This window comes from Micromonospora sp. CB01531 (genome assembly GCF_001905095.1).
In the GTDB taxonomy this organism is placed as follows: Bacteria; Actinomycetota; Actinomycetes; order Mycobacteriales; family Micromonosporaceae; genus Micromonospora.
Map to the genome: position 1 here is coordinate 31,712 of NZ_LWLS01000070.1, position 21,361 is coordinate 53,072.

Genomic DNA, 21,361 nt, shown 5'->3' on the forward strand with positions numbered 1-21,361 from the left:
CGGCCGATTGAATAGCGACCGAACGGTCGGTAGATTCGTAGCCAGGGTCGCCGCTGGCCGGCGGGTCGACCGCTGCGCCACACGCCCGGTTTGGCCCGGAACGGTCGCGGGGCGCGGATGTCGTTCCCGGGCGGCGAGGAGATCATGGTGGAAGCACCGACCCGATACGACTATTCGGCAATAATCGACCGCCCGCCGCTGGTGTTCCCCGGCGCCGCCAAGGTGGCGCTCTGGCTCATCGTCAACGTCGAGCACTACGAGTACCTCCCCCGGCCCCACCCGCAACGCGATCCCTGGCCGGCCCGACCGCATCCGGACGTCGTCAACTATGCCCGGCGCGACTACGGCAACCGGGTCGGCCTGTGGCGGATGCTCGACCTGCTCGACCGGTACGAGCTGAAGGCGACCATCTCGATCAACGCCGCAGTGCTCGACCACTACCCGCACATCGCCGAGGCGCTGGCCGCGCGCCCGGTCGACTTCATGGGCCACGGGGTCTACAACACCCGGTACGTGGCCGGCCTCGACGTCGACGCCGAACGCGAACTGATCGACGACGTTCAGCAGACGGTGTTGCGGCGTACCGGCCGGCCGGTCACCGGCTGGCTCGGGCCGTCGCTGACCACCACCCCGGCCACCCCGGACCTGATCGCCGAGGCCGGGGTAAGCTACCTGGCCGACTTCCTGCACGACGACGAGCCGTGCCCGCTGCGGGTCCGCACCGGCCGGCTGGTGTCGATGCCGTACAGCCTCGCGCTCAACGACTCGCCGCTGATCGGCCGGATGCAGCACTCCGCGGCGACATTCGCCCGGGTGGTCACCGATCAGTTCGACGTGCTGTACGACGAGGGCCGGCACCGACCGAAGGTGCTGGCGGTCTGCCTACACCCGTACGCGGTCAACGCCCCGTCCCGGCAGGAGGCGCTGGAGCGGACCCTGCGATACGTGGTGGAGCAGCCAGACGTTTGGGTGGCCACCGGGACCGAGATCGCCACGATCGGCGCGGACGCCTGGTGGGGCGGGACGAGCGCGGAGGAGCAGCGATGACCGAGCCATACCACCGGGGCCGGCGGCTGGTTGCCGACGGCATGGACCACCGGCTCTACCCGTACTCGGCGCTGCCGGACCGGCCGCCGCTGCGCTGGCCCCACGGCGCCCGGGTGGCGGTGGTGGTCGCCGTGGCCGTCGAGTCCCGGCTCACCGACCCAGCCGCCGCCGGCTGGCGGCCCCCGGGCGCACCGGCCTGGCTGGACGTCTCGGTGGCCAGCCTCGCGGACTACGGCTCCCGGGTCGGCTATTTCCGGCTGGCCGGGCTGCTGGCAGAGGTCGAAGCCCCGGCCACCGTCCCGATCAGCGACACCGTGGTCCGCACCGCGCCACGGCTGGTCAACCACGTGCTGGAACACGGTGGGGAACTGGTCGGTCACGGGCCGACCGGGGACCATCTGGTCACGTCGAAGCTGACCGGGGCGGCGGAGACCGGGCTGCTCGCCGGCTCACGCGCCGTGCTCGGCGCGGCAACCGGTTCGGCCCCCCGGGGCTGGTCGGGGCCGGGCATGAGCGAGTCGGACCGGACACCGGTGCTCGCCGCCGAGGTCGGCTACGACTACCTGCTCGACTGGGGCAACGACGACCAGCCCTATCAGATGCGGGCCGGCGAGCGGTCCATTGTGTCCCTGCCGTTGTCGGTGGACACCAGTGACCTGTTCGTCCTCGGCGGGTATGCCCAGACGCCGTGGGACTTCGGCGACGCGCTCCGGGCGCACCTGGACCGGCTGCTGGCCGAGTCGACGGGGACCGGCACCTGCCTGGCCGTCTCGCTGCACGCGCACCTGTCCGGCCAGGCCCACCAGTCCAGGTACGTTCGCCGGTTCCTGGAGTATGCCGCCGGCCTGGACGGGGTGTGGTTCGCCCGCGCCTCAGACGTGGTCGATGCGTACCTGGCTAGCACCGCGTCGAGCCGTGAGCCGACGAATTCCAGGACTAACGCTCCCGACCGATCGTTCGGTATGCTGCTGTCGCGCGACGGCGCGGCCGAGGAGGTTTGACCTATGGGCACCGAACATGTGCAGGCTCTGGTGATTGGTGGTGGCATCGTTGGCGCGGGTGTCGCCTACTACCTGGCCCGCGAAGGGGTGACCGATGTCCTGCTCGTCGAGGGAGACGTGCATGGCGCGGGCGCGACCGGCGGGTCGTTCGGCAACATCCGACAGCAGTACGGCACCCCGCTGGAAGTGGAGTGCTCCCGCCGGGGCCTGACGTTCTGGAAGACGATCGAGGACGTCTTCGGGGTGCCCTGCACCTTTCACCAGGACGGCTACCTCATGTTGACGGCCGACCCGGACACCACGGCGATCCTCCACCGCCACGCCGAGGTGCAGCGGGCCGCCGGCATGCCGAACATCGAACTGCTCGGGCCGGACGAGATCGCCAAACTGGTGCCCTTCGTGGACACCACCGGATTGCGCTGCGGCTCGTGGACCCCGCAGGACGGTCACGTCATGCCGATGGATGGCGTGACCGCATACCTGCGCGGCGCGCGGGAACTCGGGGCCCGGGTCCGCCAGCATTTCCCGATCGAGCGGTTGGAGCGCCGGCCGGACGGCTGGCACGCGTACGGGCCTGAGGAGATCGTGGCCGAGCACGTCGTGGTGGCGGCCGGCATCGGCACCCGGGACCTGCTGGCACCGCTCGGCGTCACCCTCGACATGCGCGAGGTGATGCACTACGCGCTGCTGACCGACACCGCGTACGACGGTCTGCCCATCCCTACCACGATCGACCTGGACACCGGGCTCTGCGTCGAGCGGGAGGGGCGCGGGCTGGTCCTGGCCATGCTCAGCCGCAACCCCGCCCCGCGCGACCACGAGCACCTCGCCGAGCTGTTCTTCGAGGCGGCGGGCGAGCGGGCGCCAGACCTGACCGACCTGTCGATCACCCACCAGCTCACCGCCCGGCCCACCGTCGGCGGCGACGGCCATCCGTACGTTGGCCGAGTCGACGAGGGACTGTGGTGCATCGCGTTCGTCGGCCACGGCGCGATGCACGGGCCGCCGGTCGCCGAGGCGATCGCCCGCGAGGTGGCCGGCCGGCCGGACCCGACGCTCGACCTCTCGCCCTGGGACCTACGCCGGGAGCCCGGGGAGCGCACCGTGTTGTGGCGGCGTCAGGCCACCGGCTGACCCCCGAACAGAAAGAGAGCCTCCATGCAGATCGTCGACGCGGTGGCCCTGGTCACCGGGGGCAGCTCCGGTCTTGGCCGGGCCACCGCCCGCCGACTTGTCGGCCGGGGAGCCCAGGTGGTGCTTGTTGACCGGGACGGCGCGGCGGGCCAGCGGACCGCCACCGAACTCGGCGCCGCCGCCACCTTCGCCGAGGCCGACGTGACCGACGAGGCGTCGGTGTCGGCCGCGCTCGACCGGGCCGGCCAACTCGGCGACCTGCGGGTGGTGGTCAACTGCGCGGGTATCGCCCCGGCGGCCCGGGTGGTCGGACGGACCGGGCCGCACCCGCTGGACACCTTCACCCGGGTGGTGCAGGTCAACCTGATCGGCACCTTCAACGTCGTCCGGCTCGCGGCGGCCCGGATGGTCAACGTCGAACCGGTCGGTGAGGAACGCGGCGTCATCGTCAACACCGCCTCCGTCGCCGCCTTCGACGGGCAGATTGGGCAGGCCGCGTACGCGGCCGCCAAAGCCGGCGTGGTCGGCCTGACCTTGCCGGTGGCCCGGGAACTCGCGGCGTCGCAGATCCGCGTGGTCACCATCGCGCCGGGCCTGTTCGAGACACCGATGCTGGCAGGGCTGCCGGAAGCCGCCCGGGAGAGCCTCGGCCAGCAGGTGCCGCACCCGAGCCGACTGGGCCAGCCCAGCGAGTACGCCGCCCTCGTCGAGCACATCATCGACAACCCGATGCTCAACGGGGAGACGATCCGGCTCGACGGAGCGATCCGGATGGCGTCCCGCTGATCCGGCCCGCGTTCATGACCCTGGTCGAAAGGTCAGGACGCATGGTGGAGGTTCCGCCTGCTGACAGCGGTCTGCATCTCGTCCGGCCCGACGGGCACATCGGGTACCACTCCGGCGGCAGCGATCTGACCGGGCTGCTGGTCTGACCTGGACTGCTGGCTCTGCTCGTCAACTCGCGGCATGCCCTCGTCGCCACCGCCGCACCCTACTCGATCAACTGCGATGCCATAACGTGATATCGCTGCTGGTGGCAACCACGAGCGTGCGCCCGGACGCTGAGAAGCCTGCGGCGCGAAGCTCTGAGTAGTCGGAGTGGAAGATGTGCCACCAGTGCGTACCAGCCGTGCCGCGATAGATGTCGCCGTTGATAGACAGCACGACGCGTTCGTTGGGCCAGTCCGGTGCTACAACATCGACGGTCCAGCCGTCCTCGGTGGTGGTGTGGAGTCCGCCGCCGAACAGCCCGGCGATACGGACGCGCGTGTCGGCCAGCGGACCGAACCCTGGACATGACAGGTCCGTCCCCATCGGGATGCAGAGGTCCGGATCAGGATTCCGATCGCGGGCGATCTTCACGCCCGTGATCGGATCGAACAGACCTCGCCCGTCGTGCGAGACGACCATGAGAATGTCCGCACCGCTCGCCGGATCTGCTGTGAAGCCGACACCCTGTAGCTGCCGAATATTGCGTCCGCGCTGATCGGTAGGCCTTCAACCTGCGGCCCTGATCTTGGCCTACCCGCCCCGCGTGTCCTCCGATCAGCGAACCCCCGGCGCTCAGGCCAGCATGCGCTCGACCGCCGCCATCGTCTGCGCCCAGGCGACCGAGCCGGGGTCGATCACGTCGAAGTGGTTGCCGGGCGGTTCCAGCAGCTCGACCTTGTCGCCGGCCTCCATTGCGGCCCGGACATAGCGTCGCGACATGTCGACCAGGTCGGGCCCGTCCTGCCGGCCCTGCACCACCACCTGTGGCACACCGACCGGGAGCCGGCGCATCGGGTCTGCGGCGGCGTAGACTTCCGGCACGTCGGATAGCCCGCCGCCGAGGGCAGCGGACACCGCTCCGTCGCCGATCCGCCGTCGCGTCCCCTCCTCCAGGTCGAGTATCCCCGCGAGCGAGACCAGCAGGTTCACGGTCTCCGGCGCGTCGGCCGCCGCGCGTACCACGAGCTGGCTGGATGCCGAGTGTCCAAACGCGACTATCCGGGAGGTGTCGAGGCCGGCGAGCTCGCCGGTACCCACGGCGGCGAGGCCGGCGGCGACGTCGGCCGTGGTGTTCGACCAGCCGTGCCGGTCGGGGCGCCGGTACTCGACGTTCCAGGTGGCGAAGCCGCGGGCGACGAGGTCGACGGCGAGTGCGTCCATGAGGTCGGCGTTCCAGATCGAGCGCCAGAATCCGCCGTGCAGCAGCACCGCGACCGGCAGGCGCTCGACGCCGTCCGGCAGGCGAAGTTCACCCCACTGGTCCGGCTCGGGCCCGTAGGCGATGCGGCGTGCGGGGTACCGCATCCGGTGCACGGCGCGCCTGACCGCCCAGGTGATGCCCCATACTCCGCGGCCCTGGTGGTGTTCGGCGCCGTCGGTGACGTCGACCGGCACGGTGGCCGTGATGTCGAGCCAGACGGTACGTTCAGTGTGGTCGCCGGGCACGGTCATCAGGGACCGGTCGGCCGGGCCGGGTAGCGCCACGATCGCGCCGGGCGCCTCGGCTAGTGCGGCGGCGAAGTCGTCGGGTTCGCGTAGCACGCCGTCGATGCCGAATGCGGCGAACTCGGCGGTGGCGAGGTCCCGCAGCAGGTCCCGGTCGACGACCACGCCGTGGCCGATCAGCACGGACACGGACAGCGTCGAAGGCTCGCTCATGGTTTCCTCTCCAGCTGGGGCAGCACCGTGGTGGCGAGCAGGTGCACGCCGCCGGCGTCGGTGAGTCCGTGTGGGGTGCCGAACTCGACGCGTCCGACCCCGGCGTCGATGAGGCGTTGAGCCTGGTCGGCGACGCGGTCGGGGGTACCAGAGAAGGCGAACATGTCCAGCACGTCGTCCGGTACAAGCCGGCCGGCCTCCTCGTGCTGGCCCGCGTCCACCAGTGCCCGGACGCGGTTGACCAGCTCGGCGGGGATTTCGGCGGTGGGGTCGAGGGCGGCGACGACGGCGAGGTACATGGCGACCTCGGTCCGTGCCCGGGCACGCGCCGCGGCCCCGTCCCGGTCGACGACGGTCACCGCGCCGAGCACGATGCGTACGTCGTCCGCGCAGCGTCCGGCCGGTTCGGCACCGGCCTGCAGGCGGGCCCGGATCACCGGTACCACGGCCGGGTTGGCGCTGCCGCCTACCTTGATCTCGGCGGCGATCCGGCCGGCCAGGGCGGCTGCCCGTGGCCCCCAGGCGCCGATCAGCAACGGTGGGTCGGGCCGCTGGACCGGGTACCGCAGGGCGGCTCCGGGGGCGAGGCGGAAGACCTTCCCGGTGAAGCCCTCGACGCGGCCGCCGAGTAGGCGATAGATGACCTCGGCCGCCTCCGACAGCGCGGTCACCGGGTACGGCTGGTCGATGCCGACCGCGTCGAGCCAGGTACCCCGAGCCAGGCCGAGGTAGGCACGACCACGGGACGCCAGGTCGAGCGCGGCGACCTGCCCGGCGATCTCGTGGGGGGCGAGCGAGTACGGGTTGTAGCAGGCGGCGCCGAGGCGCACCGTGCTCGTCGCGGCGGCCATCTCCAGCAGCGGACCGATCGGCGGCTGGTACATCAGGTCGCCGAAGACGCTGACCACGTCGAAGCCGCCGGCCTCGGCGGCGGCGGCAAGCTTTGCGTACTCCCCCGGCCGTTTGTCGCCCTGCACGCCGAGTCCTATCTCGACCCGGGTCATGTCAGATCCGCCGAGTTCATCCCCCGGCGCCGGGTGCGTTCGACCCGCATCACGAGACGCTCCTCCGGATCTGGGCAGCAGAACAGCGTGTCGCGTTCGAGCCAGTCGCGGGCCGGCAGCGATCGCTGCTTCGCGGCGAGGAACGGCAGCACCGCCGCGAGCGCGTACACGCAGAAGTGCTTGCCGTCAGGCAGTCGCAGGTGGGCGCTCTGCTCGAGTTCGAAGTAGTCGCCGACGGCCATCCCGCATACCGAGCGGCCCCCGATGCGCTCGACGGTGCAGCGCAGGTCGAAGATCTCCATGTCGTGTTCTGCCGCGTTGGTCTCACTCATGCGGCGAGTCCGATGCGGTCGTCGCGGACGATGCCGCCGCCCTTCATGACCCAGCGCAGCGAACGCAGCGCCGAGATGTCGGTGGTCGGATCATCGTCCATCGCGATCAGGTCGGCGTACTTGCCGGGCTCGACCGTCCCGATGTCATCGCCGGCGCCGAGCCAACGGGCGGGGACGATCGTCGCCGCGCGGAGTGCGGCAAGCGGGGTCAGGCCGTAGGTAACCATGTGTTCCAGTTCCAGCACGGTCGCGGTGGTGCCCTCGGTCTGCTGGAACGGCGGCATGTCGCTGCCGAGCATGATTTCGACACCGGCGTCGAGCGCGAGTTGGTAGCTCTCGATGTGCTGCGGTCCGGCGTCGAGCGAGCGGCGCTGCATCCATTCCGGTACGCCGAGGGAGTCGAAGAAGTCCTTGCATCGGGTGACGATGAGGGTGGGTACCAGGCTGGTTCCGTTGTCGGCCATCAGCCGGGCGACCGGTGCGGTGAGTTGGTAGCCGTGTTCGACGCAGTCCAGGCCGAGGCGAACCGCCTGCTCGATCACCGCGGCGGGCCCCGCATGCGCGGTGACCTTCCGCTGCCAGGCGTGTGCCGTCTCGATGACCGCGGCCATCTCGTCATTGGTCATCTGCGGCGTGTCGATGGCCTCGTGCTTGCCGGCGATGCCGCCGGAGATCATCACCTTGATCAGGTCCGCGCCGGCGCGGATCTGCGCCCGGGTGCCGGCGCGGAACCCGTCGGCGCCGTCGCATTCGAGGGTGTCGGTGCCTTCGTGGCCGTGCCCGCCGGTGCAGACCAGACCGCGTCCGGCGGTGTAGATCCGTGGTCCGGCGGTCCAGCCGGCTTCGATCGCGTCGCGCAGCGCGAACTCGGCGTGTGCCTTCTCGGCGACGCAGCGCACGGTGGTGACGCCCGTGTTCAGGGTGCGGCGCGCGCCGGAGGCCATGTACAGGGCGAGCGCGTGTGGTGACAGTCGGCTGACCGTGTCGCCGCCGGGGCCGGGCAGGGACAGCGACAGGTGGGTGTGCATGTTGAGCAAGCCGGCCATGACCATGGCGCCGCCGAGGTCGATGGTATGCGCGCCCGGTGGTGCGGCGGCCCGTACCTCGGCCTCGGGGCCGACTGCCGTGATGCGCCCGTTGCGGATGGCGACTGCGGCGCCGGGCGTGGGCGTGTCGGCGACACCGTCGAAGACGGCGCAGTTGTGCACGACCGTTACGTCAGTTTCGCTCATGGTGCCCCTCAGGATGACCCGGTTTGTGATGACTGAGGTGCGTCGGTGCCCGGCTTCGACCGGTGCGTCGACGACCAGGCGTTCAATCTAGACGAACAAAGTTCATCATGGCTATAGTGAGCCCGGCCGGAGCGAGGAGTACCGGCGGTCCGGGCGGTATCGGTCGGCACGTCGGTCGGGCGCAAGAGGTGTTGTCATGGTCGACGGGGAGGCGCTGCACCCGTACGTCGAGTTCCTGTTCGAGGCCGATCCGATCCTGGCGTCGACTAAGGGCGACGAGCGGGGCAACTGCCGGCTGGGCGACATCACGCCCGAGGCATTCGCCGAGCAGGACCGCCGGCGACGCGGCATGCTGGCCGCCGCCGAGGCGCAGGCACCGGCCGCGACCGGTACGGTCGACTGGCTGGAGCAGCAGGTCCTGCTGACCGAGCTGCGTACCACCGTGCGCCGCGCCGAGTTGGAACGGGTGTGGCAGCGGGCGCCGTACTGGTACACCGAGCGGCTCGGCGAGGCGCTGTCGGTGCTCATGGCTGGCGGCACCGAGGCGGACGCCATGGCCCTGGCGGCCCGGCTCGGCGCGGTCCCGGAATACTGCGCCCAGGCACAGCGCAACATCTCGCCCGACGCTCCGCGGTTGTGGGTCGAGATGGGCGTCTCCGGCGCTCGTGGCCTGGAACGGTTCCTCGCCCACGCGGTCCCGCTGTTCGCGCGTGACGTGCCCGAGGCGCTGGCGGCCGACATCAACCGCGCGGCCGGCGCGGCCGGGGCCGCGGTAGGCGCCTTCGCCGGCCACCTCGAAGGCCTGGTCGAACAGGCTGAGGGCGCGTGGGCGTGCGGGACCGAACAGGTCGACTTCCTGCTGCGCACGTACCATCACCTCGACCTGGATGCCGCGGGCCTGGCCGAGCATGGCCGAGAGCTGGTCGAGCGCGAACGCCGCCAACTGGAGCGGCTCGCCGCCACCCGGGACCGCGACACGGGCTGGCAGGAACAGATCGACCGGATCAAGGACTGGCACCCGCAGCCGCCGGACTTCCTCGCCACCTATGGGGCGGCGATGCAGCGCGCGTTGGAGCACACCCGCGAGCGCGACCTGATCGGTATCCCGGACGGCGCGGTGTGCGAGATGGAGTGGGTGCCGGAGTACCGCCGCGACGGCCTGCCCTTGGGTGTCATGTCTCCCAGCCCGCCGTACGGGTCCGGCCTGCGTAGCGGGTTCCTCATCACGCCCGGCGACCCGGCCGCCGATGACGAGCGGCGGCTCCAGCACATGCGGGACAACTGTTATGTCTTCGCGACGTCCATCGCGGGCCACGAGACATTTCCCGGCCACCACGTCCAGTACGTGCACCACAAGCTGGGCACGCCGCGCGGCTCGATCCGGCGGTACTTCAGCACGCCGCAGTTCGTCGAGGGTTGGGGCCTGTACGTCGAGGACCTGCTCGAGGAGACCGGCTTCATGACCGACGACCGGGTTCGCCTGTTTAAGCAGCGCAACGCGCTGTGGCGGGCCCTGCGCATCGTCGTCGACACCGGCCTGCACGCCGGCGCGATGTCCATCGCGGAGGCAACCGACCTTATGCGGCGCGAGGCCGGCATGGACCCGCACATGGCTGCGGGCGAGGTGCGCCGCTATGCCCGGCACGACAACCCGACATACCCGTCGTCGTATGCGCTCGGCAAGGACCTGATCCACCAGGTCCGCGCCCGACACGAGCAGCGGCGGGGCAACGCCTTCACGTTGCGCGGATTCCATGACTGGCTTCTGTCCTTCGGCACGCCACCGGTCGCGCTACTCGGCGTGTTCGAGCTGTAACGGTGGCGGCGTTGACATCCCGATGAGCAGTGCGCTTTAGTTCGGATGAACGGGGTTCAGCCTCAATAAACAACGGCGCTTCGCATCGCCGAGAGGTGGAGGAACAGGATGACCGGTCGTTCCAGCCATCGGGCGTTGCGCCCGATGGCCGCGCTGATCGCGGCGGCGGTGGTGGGCGTGGTCGGCCTCAGCGCCTGCAGCGGCGAGGACTCAGGCGACAACGGCACGAACTCAACACTGACGGTGGACACCTCGTTCGTCGTCAAGAGCCTGGACCCGGGGGCGGTGTACGAGCCGACCGGCAACGTGGTCGTCCACGCGCTCTACGACACCCTGGTCACCTTCGACGGAGCGGACATCTCCAAGCCGGTGCCCGCGTTGGCCTCGGCCTACGCGGCGTCGCCGGACGGCAGGACGTTCACCTTCACCCTGAACCCCGATGCGAAATTCGCTGACGGTTCGCCGGTGACCGCGGCCGACGTGGTGTTCAGCCTCGACCGGCTTAAGAACCTCAAGGGCAGCGCGGCGGCGATCGTCAAGGACCTCAGCTTCTCGGCGTCGGACGACAAGACGGTTGTCGTCACCAGCACCGTGGTCAACCCGAACGTGCCGACGATCCTGGCCGCGCCGTACGCCGGCATCCTCAACTCCAAGCTGGCCAAGGAGCACGGCGGCCAGGCCGGCACCGACGCCACCAGCGCCGACAGCCTCGGCACGTACCTCAACGAGAACGCACTGGGCAGCGGGCCCTACAAGATCGAGTCATTCGACGTGGCATCGCGGATCGTGCTGACCGCCAACCCCAACTACTGGGGCAAGAAGCCGGCGTTCGGCCGCGTGGTGTTCCAGAACATGGACGTGCAGAACCAGAAGCTGACCATGTCGAAGAAACCGACCTCCGAAATCGCGCTCGACCTCGCCGGCGACCAGCTGTCCGGCCTGCCCACCGAGCTGCAGCAGACCAGCAGCCCCAGCACCTACTACCAGCTGCGGCTGCACGCCGACCCGGCGATCAGCCCGGTCACGTCCAACCACGACTGGGCGCACGCCCTCCAGGCAGCCATCGACTACCAGGGCGTGGCCGCGCTGTTCGGGTCATCCGGCGTCCCGGCGGCCGGCATCGTGCCCACCGCGTACGCCGGCGCGCTGCCCGACTCCGAGGCGCAGAAGCAGGACCTGGCCAAGGCGACGGCGCTGGCGGCCCAGTCCGGTGTCGCCGACCAGACAGTGAAGCTGCTCTACCCGGCGATCACCTTCAGCGGCGTGGACCTCGGCACCATCGCCGCGAAGGTGCAGAGCGACGCCGCCAAGGCAGGGCTGAAGATCGAGCTGGACCCGGCCCCCATCGCGTCCTTCCTCGACCAGCGCCGCGGCGGCAAGGTCGCCTTCAGCTTCAGCCCGCAGTCGTTGGACTACCCGTCAGCGGCATCCATCGTTGCCGACCTGATGCCCGGCGGCGGCGCGGCGACGGCCGCTGGCTGGACCACTGCCAAGGCCGACCCGGCCACGGTCGCCGCGGCCAACGAGGTGCGGGACGCGCTCGACACGGAAAAGCAGGTGGCGGCCCTGCAGAAGTGGCAGCGGCTGATGATCGAGCACGCACCGTACATCACCCTCGCCTACAACGCCGGCACGGTCGTCGCCAGCAGCGACCTGAGCGGGGCGCAGTACACGGCCGCCGGATGGACCGTCGACATCGCGGACATCGGCACCAAATGACCGGACCACACCTGCCGGCGGCCGGCCCCGGCGACCTCGTCGCCGCCGAGCTCGAGCCAGACGCGGACGCCACGGGACGGCCGGCCGGCGGCCGGCCGGCCCACCGGCTGCTCCGATTCATCGCCAGGAAGGTCGCCATCACCGCCGGCCTGCTGTTCGGCGTCACCATCCTCACCTTCCTGCTCGTGCAGGCGGTCCCCGGTGACCCGACAGCCACGAACCTGTCGGAGACGGCGCAGAAGGACCCGTCGATCGTGGCCGCGTACCGGGCGAAGTGGGGCCTGGACCAGCCCCTACCCGTGCAGTACGCGACCTACCTGAACAACCTGGTCCACGGCGACCTCGGCACCTCGCAGAGCACCGGCAACCCCGTCCTGCACGACCTGGGCACCTACATCCCGGCCACAATGGAAATCGCCATCCCCGCGATGGTGCTGTCGCTGCTGATCAGCCTCGGACTGGGCATGTGGGCGGCGACACGCAAGGACCGCGCCGCCGACCACACCATCCGCGCCGGCGCGCTCGTCGGACTGTCCACGCCGTCGTTCTGGCTCGCCATCGTCGTGCTCTACGTCTTCTTCTTCATGCTCGACATCGCACCCAACGGCGGCCGGCTGAGTACGAGATACACGCCGCCACGACACGTCACGGGGATGTACACGGTGGATGCACTGCTGCAGGGCCGCCCCATCGCGTTCCAGGACGCGTTGTGGCACCTCATGCTGCCCGTCCTGGTGCTGACCGCGCTCACGGTCTCCGTCCTCATCCGGTTCGTCCGCTCGGCGATGCTGGAGGTACTCGACCAGCAGTACGTCCGGGCCGCGTACGCCAAGGGCCTGCCCCGGCAGATCGTGCTACGCCGGCACGTACTGCGCGCCGGACTCGTCCAGGTGGTCACGGTCGGCGGCTTGGCCTTCGCGTCCCTGCTGTCCGGCACCGTTCTGATCGAACAGATATACAGCTGGCCGGGCATCGGGCAGTACGCGTTCAGCGCCTCACTCAACCTGGACCTGCCGGCAATCATGGGCGTGGGCCTGTTCGTCGCCCTCGTCTACACCGTGGTCAACCTGCTCATCGACATCCTCTACGGCATCATCGACCCCCGGATCCGGGTCTCATGACCAACAAACGAATACCCGCCATGCCGGCCCGCCGCTGGTTCGGGCTGCGCCCCGGATCACCCCGCGCCGAACGGCGCCGCCGCCGTCCACACGGCCGGGCCGTCACCGCCGCCGCGATCGCCATCCTCGCCGCCTGGGCGGTCGTCGCCATCGCCGCTCCCCTACTCGCCCCGCATGATCCGCTGCAGCAGGCCGGGCCGTACTACACACCCCCGTCGTCCGCGCACTGGCTGGGCACCGACCAACTCGGCCGCGACATCCTCAGCCGCATCATCTACGGGGCCCGGCTGTCGCTGCCGCTCGCCGTCATCATTGTCGCGCTCGCGCTGCTGCTCGGCGGCGGCATCGGCCTCATCGCCGGCTACCTCGGTAAATGGGCCGACGAGTCGCTGATGCGCCTGACCGACCTGGTGTTCGCCTTCCCGCCGATCATCCTGGCCATGGTCGTCACCGCCGCATTCGGACCCAGCGCCCGCAACGCGGTACTAGCGCTGGTCCTCGTATCGTGGCCCACCTACGCCCGGGTGGTCCGCAGCGCCGTACTGTCAATCCGCGGCTCGGACTTCCTGCACGCCTCCCGGCTGCTGGGCGTCGGACCGTGGCGGGCACTGGTCCGCGACGTACTGCCCAACAGCGTCGGCCCGTCCGTCGTGCTGGCCAGCCTCGAACTCGGCAACGCCGTACTCATGCTGGCCTCACTGTCCTTCCTCGGCCTCGGCCCGCGCCCGCCGGCACCCGAGTGGGGTGCGATGATCGCCGCCGGGGCCAGCGACCTGTCCAAATGGTGGGTGAGTATCGTGCCCGGCATCGCGATCCTGACCACCGTGCTCGCGTTCAACCTGCTCGGCGACGCGGTACGCGACTGGCTGGACCCGACCGCAGCGCGGGCCAGCGCCGATCGGCGACATCGCGACCGGCGGAAGGTCGGACCACCACCGGCCCGCACGCAGCCGGTCACCGCTCCTGAACCGCAGGCCGCGCCGCTGCTGGACATCCGCGGCCTGTCGGTGGCCCTGCCCGGACCGGCCGGGCCGCTGCCCGTCATCAAGAACCTGGACCTGCGGGTCGACGCCGGCGAGATCGTCGGCATCGCCGGGGAGAGCGGATCGGGCAAGAGCCTGACCGCGCTCACCCTGCTCAACCTGCTGCCACCCGGAGCGCGGGTCAACGGCTCCATCATGTTCCAGGGTAAGGAACTGACCGAACTAGACGCACGCGGCTGGCAGCGGGTACGCGGATCCGGCATCGCCATGGTGTTCCAGGAATCCGCCGCCGCACTGCACCCGATGCTCACCGTCGGCCTCCAACTGACCGAGCACCTGCGCGCCGCCCAGGGAATGAGTAAGGCCGCCGCCCGCGCCCGGGCGGTCGAACTGCTCGACCAGGTTCGGATCCCACAGCCTCGACGGGCCTTGCGTGCCTACCCGCACCAATTCTCCGGCGGTATGCGCCAACGCATCGCCATCGCCAGCGCACTGGCCTGCCGCCCCCGCCTGCTGATCGCCGACGAACCCACCACCGCGCTCGACGTGACGGTTCAGGCCGGCATCCTCGCCCTGCTCGACGAACTGCGCCGCGACAACGACCTGTCGGTGCTGTTCATCACCCACGATCTGGGCGTCCTCTCCTCGCTCACCCAGCGGGCCTACGTCTTCTACGCCGGCCGGGTGATGGAGAGCGGCGGTACTGCCGAGGTGCTGACCCAGCCGGCCCACCCGTACACCTCGGCGCTGCTCGGCGCCCGACCGCATGGCCTGAGCACGGAGCGGACCCTCCGCGCGATCCCGGGCGCACCTGTCGTGCCAGGCCAGGAACCACCTGGCTGCCCGTTCGAGCCGCGCTGCGCATACGCCCGCGACGAGTGCCGCACCGGGCCGCCGCCGGTCGAGGCGACGAGCACCGACCGCACTCTCGCCTGCGTTGTCGCGCCGGACTTGGCGGCGGCACGATGACCAACGACACCGCCGCGACCAACCACACCGCCGTTGGCCCCGCCGGGCTGCCGGCCTGGGACCGGGCCCCGGTGCGGCTGTCCATCGAGGATGTCTACGTCGACTACCGGCCGCGCGGTCGCGGCGTTGTCCGCGCCGTCGCGGGCGTCGACCTGAACGTTGCCGCCGGCGAAGTGGTCGGGCTGGTCGGCGAGTCGGGCTGCGGCAAGTCGTCACTCGCGCGGGTTGCCGCCGGCCTGTCCGCACCGAGCTCCGGCACGGTGCGCTTCGACGGCGCACCAGTCGCTCCGCTCGGCTGGCAGCGCCGGCCCACCGCGCAGACCCGGCTACAAATGATCTTCCAGGATCCGGGCGGATCGCTGAACTCGCGACGTACCGTCGGAGCGCAACTGCTCGACGGCGTCGGCGACGAGTTGCCGGCCGCAGCCCGCGAGCAGCGCCTGGCTGAACTCCTCGACCGGGTCGGCATGCCTGCAGAGGCGTCCACTCGGTTCCCGCACGAGTTCTCCGGCGGGCAGCGGCAGCGGCTCGCCATCGCCCGGGCGCTGGCCGCGGAACCGGAACTGATCATCGCGGACGAGCCGGTCACCGCGCTGGACGCCTCCGCCCAAGCGCAGGTGGTATCGCTGCTGCTGTCGCTGGTACGCGAGCTGAACATGGGCCTGCTGTTCATCTCGCACGACCTCGCGCTGGTCCACGAGATCGCCGACCGCACCGCGGTGATGTACCTCGGGAAGATCATCGAGACCGCGCCCACCCGCCAGCTGATGGCCGCACCGGTCCACCCATACACGCGGGCGCTGGTCGGCGCGATACCGCAGATCTCGGCCGCGCCCCGGCTGCCGGCCGTGCTGCGCGGCGAGGTCCCCGACCCGTCGCGGGCGCCGTCCGGATGCCGGTTCCGGCCGCGCTGTCCACACGCTGCAGAGGTGTGCCTGACCGAGCCGCCGTTGCGGCACACCTTGCACACACTCGTCGCTTGCCACCGTGCCGAGGAGATCGCCGCCGCGACCGAGGAGGAGATGTGAGTCAAGGACGGGTACGCGAAAGCGACGGACCGGTCGCGGACGCCGTGCGTGCGATGTACGCCGCCTACCCCAACCCGGCCCGCTTCGACGAACACCTGCACTCCCAGATCACCATCTGGGAAACCGATCAGACTGGCCCGCCGATCGGCCTGGCGGAACTGGCCGCGCTACGGGAACGCCGCAGGTCCGGCGTCGAGCCGTCACGGGCGACACTGTCCGTCGAGAACCTGCTCATCGACCGGTGGGGCGACACGGCGGCGGTGGCCCGCTACGTGCTGCGAGCAACGACGCCCGCCGGCGACACGACATTCCGGGTCAGCGACGTGTGGGATGCGGCGGAAGGCAGCTGGCAGATCGTCCATCACCACGCCGAACTGGTGGCGACCCCAGCAGCCAGGGCCGTCGTCGGTGATCCACACTGACGGGTGACGAGTATGCGGGAAGAGAGGCAGTAGGGATGTTGGGAGATCGCCTGCGCGAGCTACGCCTGCGCCATGGCATGACCCTGCGCCAGCTGGCGACTGCGGCCGAGGTGTCACCCGCCCTGCTCAGCCAGCTGGAGAACAACGTCACCGACCCGAGCCTGTCCACCCTGCGCAAGCTGGCCACGGTGTTCAAGGCGGAAGTCTCCGCTTTGTTCAGCGAACCCAACGCGCCGACGGTGCACCTGTCCCGGCCCGGCGAGCGGATGCGCCTGACCGCGCCGCTGGGCGAGATCGCCTACGAGCGGCTCACGCCCGGCCGAGGCGACCTCGAGATGCTCTCAGCGACAATGAACCCCGGCGACGTCAGCGCGTCCGAGCGGCGCGGCCACGAGTCGACCGAGTGCATCGTCGTCCTCGAAGGTGAGGTCGTCGTCGAGGTCGAGCAGCACCGGTACGTGCTAAACGCACAGGACTCGCTGACCTTCGACTCGCGCCTGCCGCACCGGTTTTGCAACGAGAGCCTCAAGCCGGCCAGGTTCCTGCTCGCCGTCACCCCACCGGTGCCGTGACACGGCTGCCACTTTCGATGACGCACGCGGTAACGCCGGCTTCCAGACCGGCAAGTCCGCGGCCGCCTACGCGCGCCTGGCCACCGGTGCCAACCGCGTCGTCCGGCATGCACGGCCACACTGACGAGCACGGCGTCGAACTGCTTGGCAAGCGCGTGCTGCCGGCATCCAAGGAGGTCCCGTGAGTGAGCTTGCGACCCGCGCGGACGCCGCCGCCATCGCCGACCGGCTGCTGGCCGACCTGGCACCGGTCGACCCGCTTGCCGCCGCGAGCCTCGGCGCGGAGCCGGACATCGTCATGCCGGCACTCGGCCCCGACGACTTCGCCGCCCGGCGGGACGCCTACGCCGCCGCACATGACGCGCTGGCCCGGCTCGCCTCCACTTGCGGAACGGCCGCCAGGCCGGTGGCCGTATCCGGGACCGATCCGTCACCCGTGACGCGCGACCACGTGCTCGCTGCGGCCCTGACCGAGCGGGCCGCCAGCGAGCTGGCTCTGCACGACGCCGGGTTCACCACCGCGCTGCTGGCACCACTGGCCACACCCGTACACGCCGTGCGCAGCGTCTTCGACGAGCTTCCCCGGCGTACCGAGGCCGATTGGGCGCGGGTGGCCGCCCATCTCGCGCTCGTACCCTTCGCTCTCGAAAACTACGCCGACACCCTGCGCGTGGCCGCCGACCGTGGCCACATCGTCGCTGCGCGCCAGATACGTGGTGTCGCCGATCAATGTGACCAGTGGATCGGTCCGGACGACTTCTACCGCCGGCTCGTCGCGCCCGCACCGCCGGTGTGTGGAGTAGACGATGGCGCCCGGCTGGCGACCGAGGCGACCGCGTCCTTCGCCCGGTTCCTGCGCGAGGAGCTGCTCTCCCGCGCTCCAGAGGCCGACGCTGTCGGGCAACAGATGTACGCCGTGACCGCCCGGGCGTTCCTCGGCGACGACGTCGACCTGGCCGAGACGTACGCCTTCGGCTGGGACGAGCTGGCCCGGCTGACCGCGGAGATGCGCGAGGTCGCCGGCCAGCTCGGAGCCACTTCGATAGAGGAGGCGGCTTCCCTGCTGGACACCGAGCCGGGGCGCCGGCTCAGCTCTGCGAACCAACTGCTGGGCTGGCTTCAGGGCCGGTTGGACGAGGTGGTGGACGCGGTCGACGGTGTTCATTTCGACCTGCCGGCTGTCGCCCGCCGCCCGGAGTGCGCGATCTCGACGGCGTCCTCCGGTGTCATGTACTACGCGCAGCCCGATCCGGCGTTCACCCGGCCAGGCCGCGTCTGGTGGTCCCCGCCCGAGACCGGCGGCTCGTACACCTGGCGTGAGGTCACCACCCTGCACCACGAGGGGGTACCCGGCCACCACCTACAGATCGTTACCGCGATGGCCGAACCCGGCCTGCACCCCTGGCAGCGGTCGATGGCGCACGTTCACGGCTACGTCGAGGGCTGGGCGCACTACGCCGAGCGGCTGTGCGACGAGATCGGCCTCCTCCGCGATCCCGGCGAACGGCTAGGCATGCTGTACGGGCAGCGCTGGCGCGCCGCGCGCATCGTCATCGACATGGGCCTGCATCTCGGCCTGCCGATCCCGCCGGGCAACGGCCTGACCGACGCGACCGCGTGGACACCGGAGGTGGGTGTCGCCGTGCTCCGCGCCGCGTCCGGTGCGACTGAGGCGGCGGCCCGATTCGAAGTGGACCGCTACCTCGGCTGGCCCGGCCAGGCACTGGCGTTCCGGATCGGCGCCCGGCTGTGGCGACAGATCCGTGAGGCGGCGCAGCGGCAACCCGATTTCGACCTGCGCACCTTCCACATGACCGCGCTACGCCTCGGACCGCTCGGTCTGGGACCGCTGCGGGAGCTCCTCGCACCTCCCACCAACACGCCATGACCGGTCTGTCACCAGCTCGCGGTGTTGCAGCGGCAACTAGACGGGCAGCGGGTCCCGTTAGCGTCACATCCGGGATTTGCAGCGATGGGACTGGTTTATCGATGACCAGTCACATCACTGCGCCATCCGTGAGTGCTCGGCTCGCTCTGGCCGGATCCCTCAGCCCGGTTGAGCTGGGGTAACAGACCGACTGGGGTGTCGCATGGTTCGCGACGGCGTCGGCGGTCCGACGCCGCCCCGGACCGAGGCGGAAATTCTCCCGCTTAGCGGGCTTTGGTCGCTAGGTTCTTCACACTTGAGTCGTTAGCTCAGCTGTCTCCGCTCGCGTTGCCGTGCGGCCAGCCGCTCCAGTGCGGCCTGATGGGCGCGCCGGTGCTTGCACCAGTACCGGACGCGCCACCAGCGCAACTGCACCCACTGCAGGAACGACGCGCGCTGAAACGATCCGATCTCGTAGCCGTACCAGACGTGCGCACCTGCGGCTTCGCTCGGTCCCTGTTTGCCGGTCATGCGGCCAGAGTCGCAAGCCTTGCAGCACGGTGGAAGCACTCGGGGCTGCTGCTCGACGTGGTGTCCGCGTCCGTGATCGTCCGCGCTGCTCGCCGGTGGCTGCTCCTTGGGCTGTTCGGCGAGCCCCTGGGACGCCTCTCGCGTGTGAAGGTGTCAGAGCCGGTTCTTGACGGTGGTCTGAACCTGCCCGTCCTTCGAGGTCACCTCGGAGGTTAGGGCGACCGACGTCGGCGTCTGGCCGAGCAGCGGGGTTGTCATGGTGATGTTGGCGGTGCCGTTGACGGACCAGCCATTGTCCGTCTCCCACGTCTCCTGGAGATCCACACCGGTCACCGAGATCAGCACGTCCTTGCTGCCGCTGCCGACGCGGTCGGCGCGCTGCTCAGCCTCCCGCTCCAGTGCGGTGCGGCATTCCCGCTGGGCCTGCTCCCGGATGAGGTCGTTGCGCCCGACGAACCAAAGCGTGCCGCCGATCGCGATGGCGATCAGCACAACGAGGACGCCGGCGGCGGCCAGGATCATGGGCAGGTTGCTCCGCTTCGGAGCCGGCACCGGCGCGTACGCACCGCTGGCGGGGGGTCCCTGTCCCCTTCCCGCTGGTCCCCGGAAGACACGGCGACGTCCCAGTGACTGGAATCCCTATTTAATCTGTAGGTATTGGGGATTAATGTAGGAGCCATGATCAGCCAAGGAACCCCGCTCGACGGCACCGCGGTCGCGGTGTCCCGGGGATGTTGCCGTGGCTGGACCACCACGCGCGGCTGCTGCCGCTGAACGCGGATACCTGACTTCTCCCTACCGCTGCGCCGCCGGCTCGACGACGAGCGGCCGCGTCTCCGCGACCTGATGAACGGCCGCTCCATGCGCGCCGCACCCCCGCCTGCCCGGGATGGCGCGTGCCCGTCCTTCTCGACCAGGAGGAACGTCATGAATGTCATCGCCGAACCGCACGCACCGGTCGATCCGGACACCTTCCGTGTCCTGCTGCGCCGGCAGGCCGCATCGGTCGCGGTGGTCACCGCCGCGGGCGACCCGCCGGTGGGATTCACCGCCACCTCGTTCACGTCGGTGTCGCTGCGCCCGCCGCTGGTGTCGTTCTGCCTGGCCCGGTCGTCGTCGAGTTGGCCGACCGTCGCCGGCGCGGAGCACGTCGCGGTGCACCTGCTCGGTGAGGACCAGCGGGACGTCGCGCAGACGTTCGCGACCAGCGGCATCGACCGGTTCGCCGCGCACTCCGGATGGCGGCACGGCCCGTACGGGGTGCCGCTGCTGCAGGAGCCGGTCGCCTGGCTGCTGTGCAGGGTGACCCAGCGGGTGCTCGCCGGCGACCACGCGATCGTGCTGGCCGAGCCGCTGACCGGCCAGCACGGCGAGGGCGCGCCCCTCCTCTACCACATGGGGCGGTACGCCGCCCTGCAACCAACCACGAAGGAGTCGTAAGTGAAGCCGCCATCCCTCCTGGACCGTCGGGCGTTCTTGTCCGCCACCCTCGGCGCGGTCGCGCTGGGCCTGACCGCCTGCGCCGGCGACGAGGCACCGGATGCCGCACTGGCCGCCGCACCGCTCCGCGACTCCGTGCCGAAGGGCACCAAGCTCGTCGTGGGCGACAAGGAGCACCAGAAGGCGCTCGAATTCTCCGGCGAGGTGGAGAAGTTCACCTTCCAGGTGGAGTTCGCCAACATCAGCGGCGGCCCGCAGACGCTGGAGGCGTTCCGGGCCGACGCCCTGGACATCGGGGCGGTCGCGGACATCCCGCCGATCCACTCCCACTGGACCGGCATTCCCACAAAGATCGTCGCATCGAAGTTCCGCCAAGACCCGCTGAACCACGCCATCTACAAGCTCGGCATCGCGCCCGGCGTCACGGTCGCCACGCTCACCGACATCCGCGGCAAGAAGGTCGCGTACAGCCCGGGGCAGGCATAGGGCGCGCT

21 protein-coding genes are annotated in these 21,361 nt (G+C 70.4%); 14 read left to right on the forward strand and 7 right to left on the reverse strand.

Annotated elements, in window-relative coordinates; genetic code table 11:
- The first annotated feature begins 117 nt into the window (after positions 1-117).
- Genes A6A27_RS18525 through A6A27_RS18540 form a run of 4 tightly spaced genes read left to right on the forward strand, consistent with a single transcriptional unit; the run spans position 118 to position 3,968 of the window.
- Positions 118-1,047 (forward strand): polysaccharide deacetylase family protein, encoded by a 930-nt coding sequence (locus tag A6A27_RS18525; protein ID WP_083672685.1) that lies wholly within the window; start codon positions 118-120, stop codon positions 1,045-1,047.
- The gene (locus A6A27_RS18530) at positions 1,044-2,048 is read left to right on the forward strand and encodes a polysaccharide deacetylase family protein (protein WP_073835879.1); all 1,005 of its coding nucleotides are present in this window, start codon (positions 1,044-1,046) and stop codon (positions 2,046-2,048) included. The genes A6A27_RS18525 and A6A27_RS18530 overlap by 4 nt, the downstream gene beginning before the upstream one ends.
- A 3-nt stretch (positions 2,049-2,051) precedes the next feature.
- Positions 2,052-3,182, forward strand: a complete 1,131-nt coding sequence (locus A6A27_RS18535) for an NAD(P)/FAD-dependent oxidoreductase (protein ID WP_073835880.1) — start codon at positions 2,052-2,054, stop codon at positions 3,180-3,182.
- A gap of 24 nt (positions 3,183-3,206) precedes the next feature.
- On the forward strand, positions 3,207-3,968 hold the full coding sequence (locus A6A27_RS18540; protein WP_073835881.1) for an SDR family NAD(P)-dependent oxidoreductase: 762 nt from the start codon (positions 3,207-3,209) through the stop codon (positions 3,966-3,968).
- A gap of 213 nt (positions 3,969-4,181) precedes the next feature.
- On the opposite strand, the gene A6A27_RS18545 is transcribed toward A6A27_RS18540, so the two are convergent.
- The 5 genes from A6A27_RS18545 to A6A27_RS18565 all read right to left on the reverse strand — a co-directional run bounded on the left by A6A27_RS18545 (position 4,182) and on the right by A6A27_RS18565 (position 8,399).
- Positions 4,182-4,592, reverse strand: coding sequence for a hypothetical protein (locus A6A27_RS18545; RefSeq protein ID WP_241825328.1), 411 nt, complete (start codon positions 4,590-4,592; stop codon positions 4,182-4,184).
- 153 nt (positions 4,593-4,745) lie between these two features.
- Entirely contained in the window at positions 4,746-5,831 is a 1,086-nt protein-coding gene (locus tag A6A27_RS18550; protein ID WP_073835883.1) for an alpha/beta hydrolase, read from the reverse strand.
- Positions 5,828-6,835, reverse strand: coding sequence for an LLM class flavin-dependent oxidoreductase (locus tag A6A27_RS18555; RefSeq protein ID WP_073835884.1), 1,008 nt, complete (start codon positions 6,833-6,835; stop codon positions 5,828-5,830). Before A6A27_RS18555 ends, A6A27_RS18550 begins: the two co-directional genes overlap by 4 nt.
- Positions 6,832-7,167: a TIGR04076 family protein gene (locus A6A27_RS18560; protein WP_073835885.1), complete on the reverse strand. Its 336-nt coding sequence runs from the start codon at positions 7,165-7,167 to the stop codon at positions 6,832-6,834. The genes A6A27_RS18555 and A6A27_RS18560 overlap by 4 nt, the downstream gene beginning before the upstream one ends.
- On the reverse strand, positions 7,164-8,399 hold the full coding sequence (locus A6A27_RS18565) for an amidohydrolase family protein (RefSeq protein ID WP_073835886.1): 1,236 nt from the start codon (positions 8,397-8,399) through the stop codon (positions 7,164-7,166). The genes A6A27_RS18560 and A6A27_RS18565 overlap by 4 nt, the downstream gene beginning before the upstream one ends.
- 196 nt (positions 8,400-8,595) lie before the next feature.
- Here A6A27_RS18565 and A6A27_RS18570 point away from each other — a divergent pair, with 196 nt between their 5' ends.
- The 8 genes from A6A27_RS18570 to A6A27_RS18605 all read left to right on the forward strand — a co-directional run bounded on the left by A6A27_RS18570 (position 8,596) and on the right by A6A27_RS18605 (position 18,917).
- Complete coding sequence (locus tag A6A27_RS18570) at positions 8,596-10,215, forward strand: DUF885 domain-containing protein (protein ID WP_073835887.1); 1,620 nt, start codon at positions 8,596-8,598, stop codon at positions 10,213-10,215.
- A 108-nt stretch (positions 10,216-10,323) separates the two neighbouring features.
- The gene (locus tag A6A27_RS18575; RefSeq protein WP_073835888.1) at positions 10,324-11,934 is read left to right on the forward strand and encodes an ABC transporter substrate-binding protein; all 1,611 of its coding nucleotides are present in this window, start codon (positions 10,324-10,326) and stop codon (positions 11,932-11,934) included.
- On the forward strand, positions 11,931-13,055 hold the full coding sequence (locus tag A6A27_RS18580) for an ABC transporter permease (protein WP_083672686.1): 1,125 nt from the start codon (positions 11,931-11,933) through the stop codon (positions 13,053-13,055). Before A6A27_RS18575 ends, A6A27_RS18580 begins: the two co-directional genes overlap by 4 nt.
- Positions 13,052-15,007, forward strand: a complete 1,956-nt coding sequence (locus A6A27_RS45980) for a dipeptide/oligopeptide/nickel ABC transporter permease/ATP-binding protein (protein ID WP_083672687.1) — start codon at positions 13,052-13,054, stop codon at positions 15,005-15,007. The genes A6A27_RS18580 and A6A27_RS45980 overlap by 4 nt, the downstream gene beginning before the upstream one ends.
- Entirely contained in the window at positions 15,004-16,035 is a 1,032-nt protein-coding gene (locus A6A27_RS18590; protein WP_083672688.1) for an oligopeptide/dipeptide ABC transporter ATP-binding protein, read from the forward strand. Before A6A27_RS45980 ends, A6A27_RS18590 begins: the two co-directional genes overlap by 4 nt.
- On the forward strand, positions 16,032-16,457 hold the full coding sequence (locus tag A6A27_RS18595; RefSeq protein ID WP_083672689.1) for a nuclear transport factor 2 family protein: 426 nt from the start codon (positions 16,032-16,034) through the stop codon (positions 16,455-16,457). The genes A6A27_RS18590 and A6A27_RS18595 overlap by 4 nt, the downstream gene beginning before the upstream one ends.
- Before the next feature lie 35 nt (positions 16,458-16,492).
- Complete coding sequence (locus A6A27_RS18600; protein WP_073835889.1) at positions 16,493-17,029, forward strand: helix-turn-helix domain-containing protein; 537 nt, start codon at positions 16,493-16,495, stop codon at positions 17,027-17,029.
- Between the two features lie 181 nt (positions 17,030-17,210).
- Complete coding sequence (locus tag A6A27_RS18605) at positions 17,211-18,917, forward strand: DUF885 domain-containing protein (RefSeq protein ID WP_241825329.1); 1,707 nt, start codon at positions 17,211-17,213, stop codon at positions 18,915-18,917.
- Between the two features lie 303 nt (positions 18,918-19,220).
- Here A6A27_RS18605 and A6A27_RS18610 read toward each other — a convergent pair whose 3' ends face one another.
- Positions 19,221-19,427 (reverse strand): hypothetical protein, encoded by a 207-nt coding sequence (locus tag A6A27_RS18610; RefSeq protein WP_073835890.1) that lies wholly within the window; start codon positions 19,425-19,427, stop codon positions 19,221-19,223.
- A gap of 153 nt (positions 19,428-19,580) precedes the next feature.
- Positions 19,581-19,949 carry a hypothetical protein gene (locus A6A27_RS18615; RefSeq protein WP_073835891.1) on the reverse strand — a complete coding sequence of 123 codons (369 nt, stop codon included), beginning with the start codon at positions 19,947-19,949 and terminating at the stop codon, positions 19,581-19,583.
- A gap of 405 nt (positions 19,950-20,354) precedes the next feature.
- Here A6A27_RS18615 and A6A27_RS18620 point away from each other — a divergent pair, with 405 nt between their 5' ends.
- On the forward strand, positions 20,355-20,867 hold the full coding sequence (locus A6A27_RS18620) for a flavin reductase family protein (RefSeq protein WP_073835892.1): 513 nt from the start codon (positions 20,355-20,357) through the stop codon (positions 20,865-20,867).
- Complete coding sequence (locus A6A27_RS45985; RefSeq protein WP_241825330.1) at positions 20,868-21,353, forward strand: hypothetical protein; 486 nt, start codon at positions 20,868-20,870, stop codon at positions 21,351-21,353.
- The last annotated feature ends 8 nt before the right edge of the window (positions 21,354-21,361 follow it).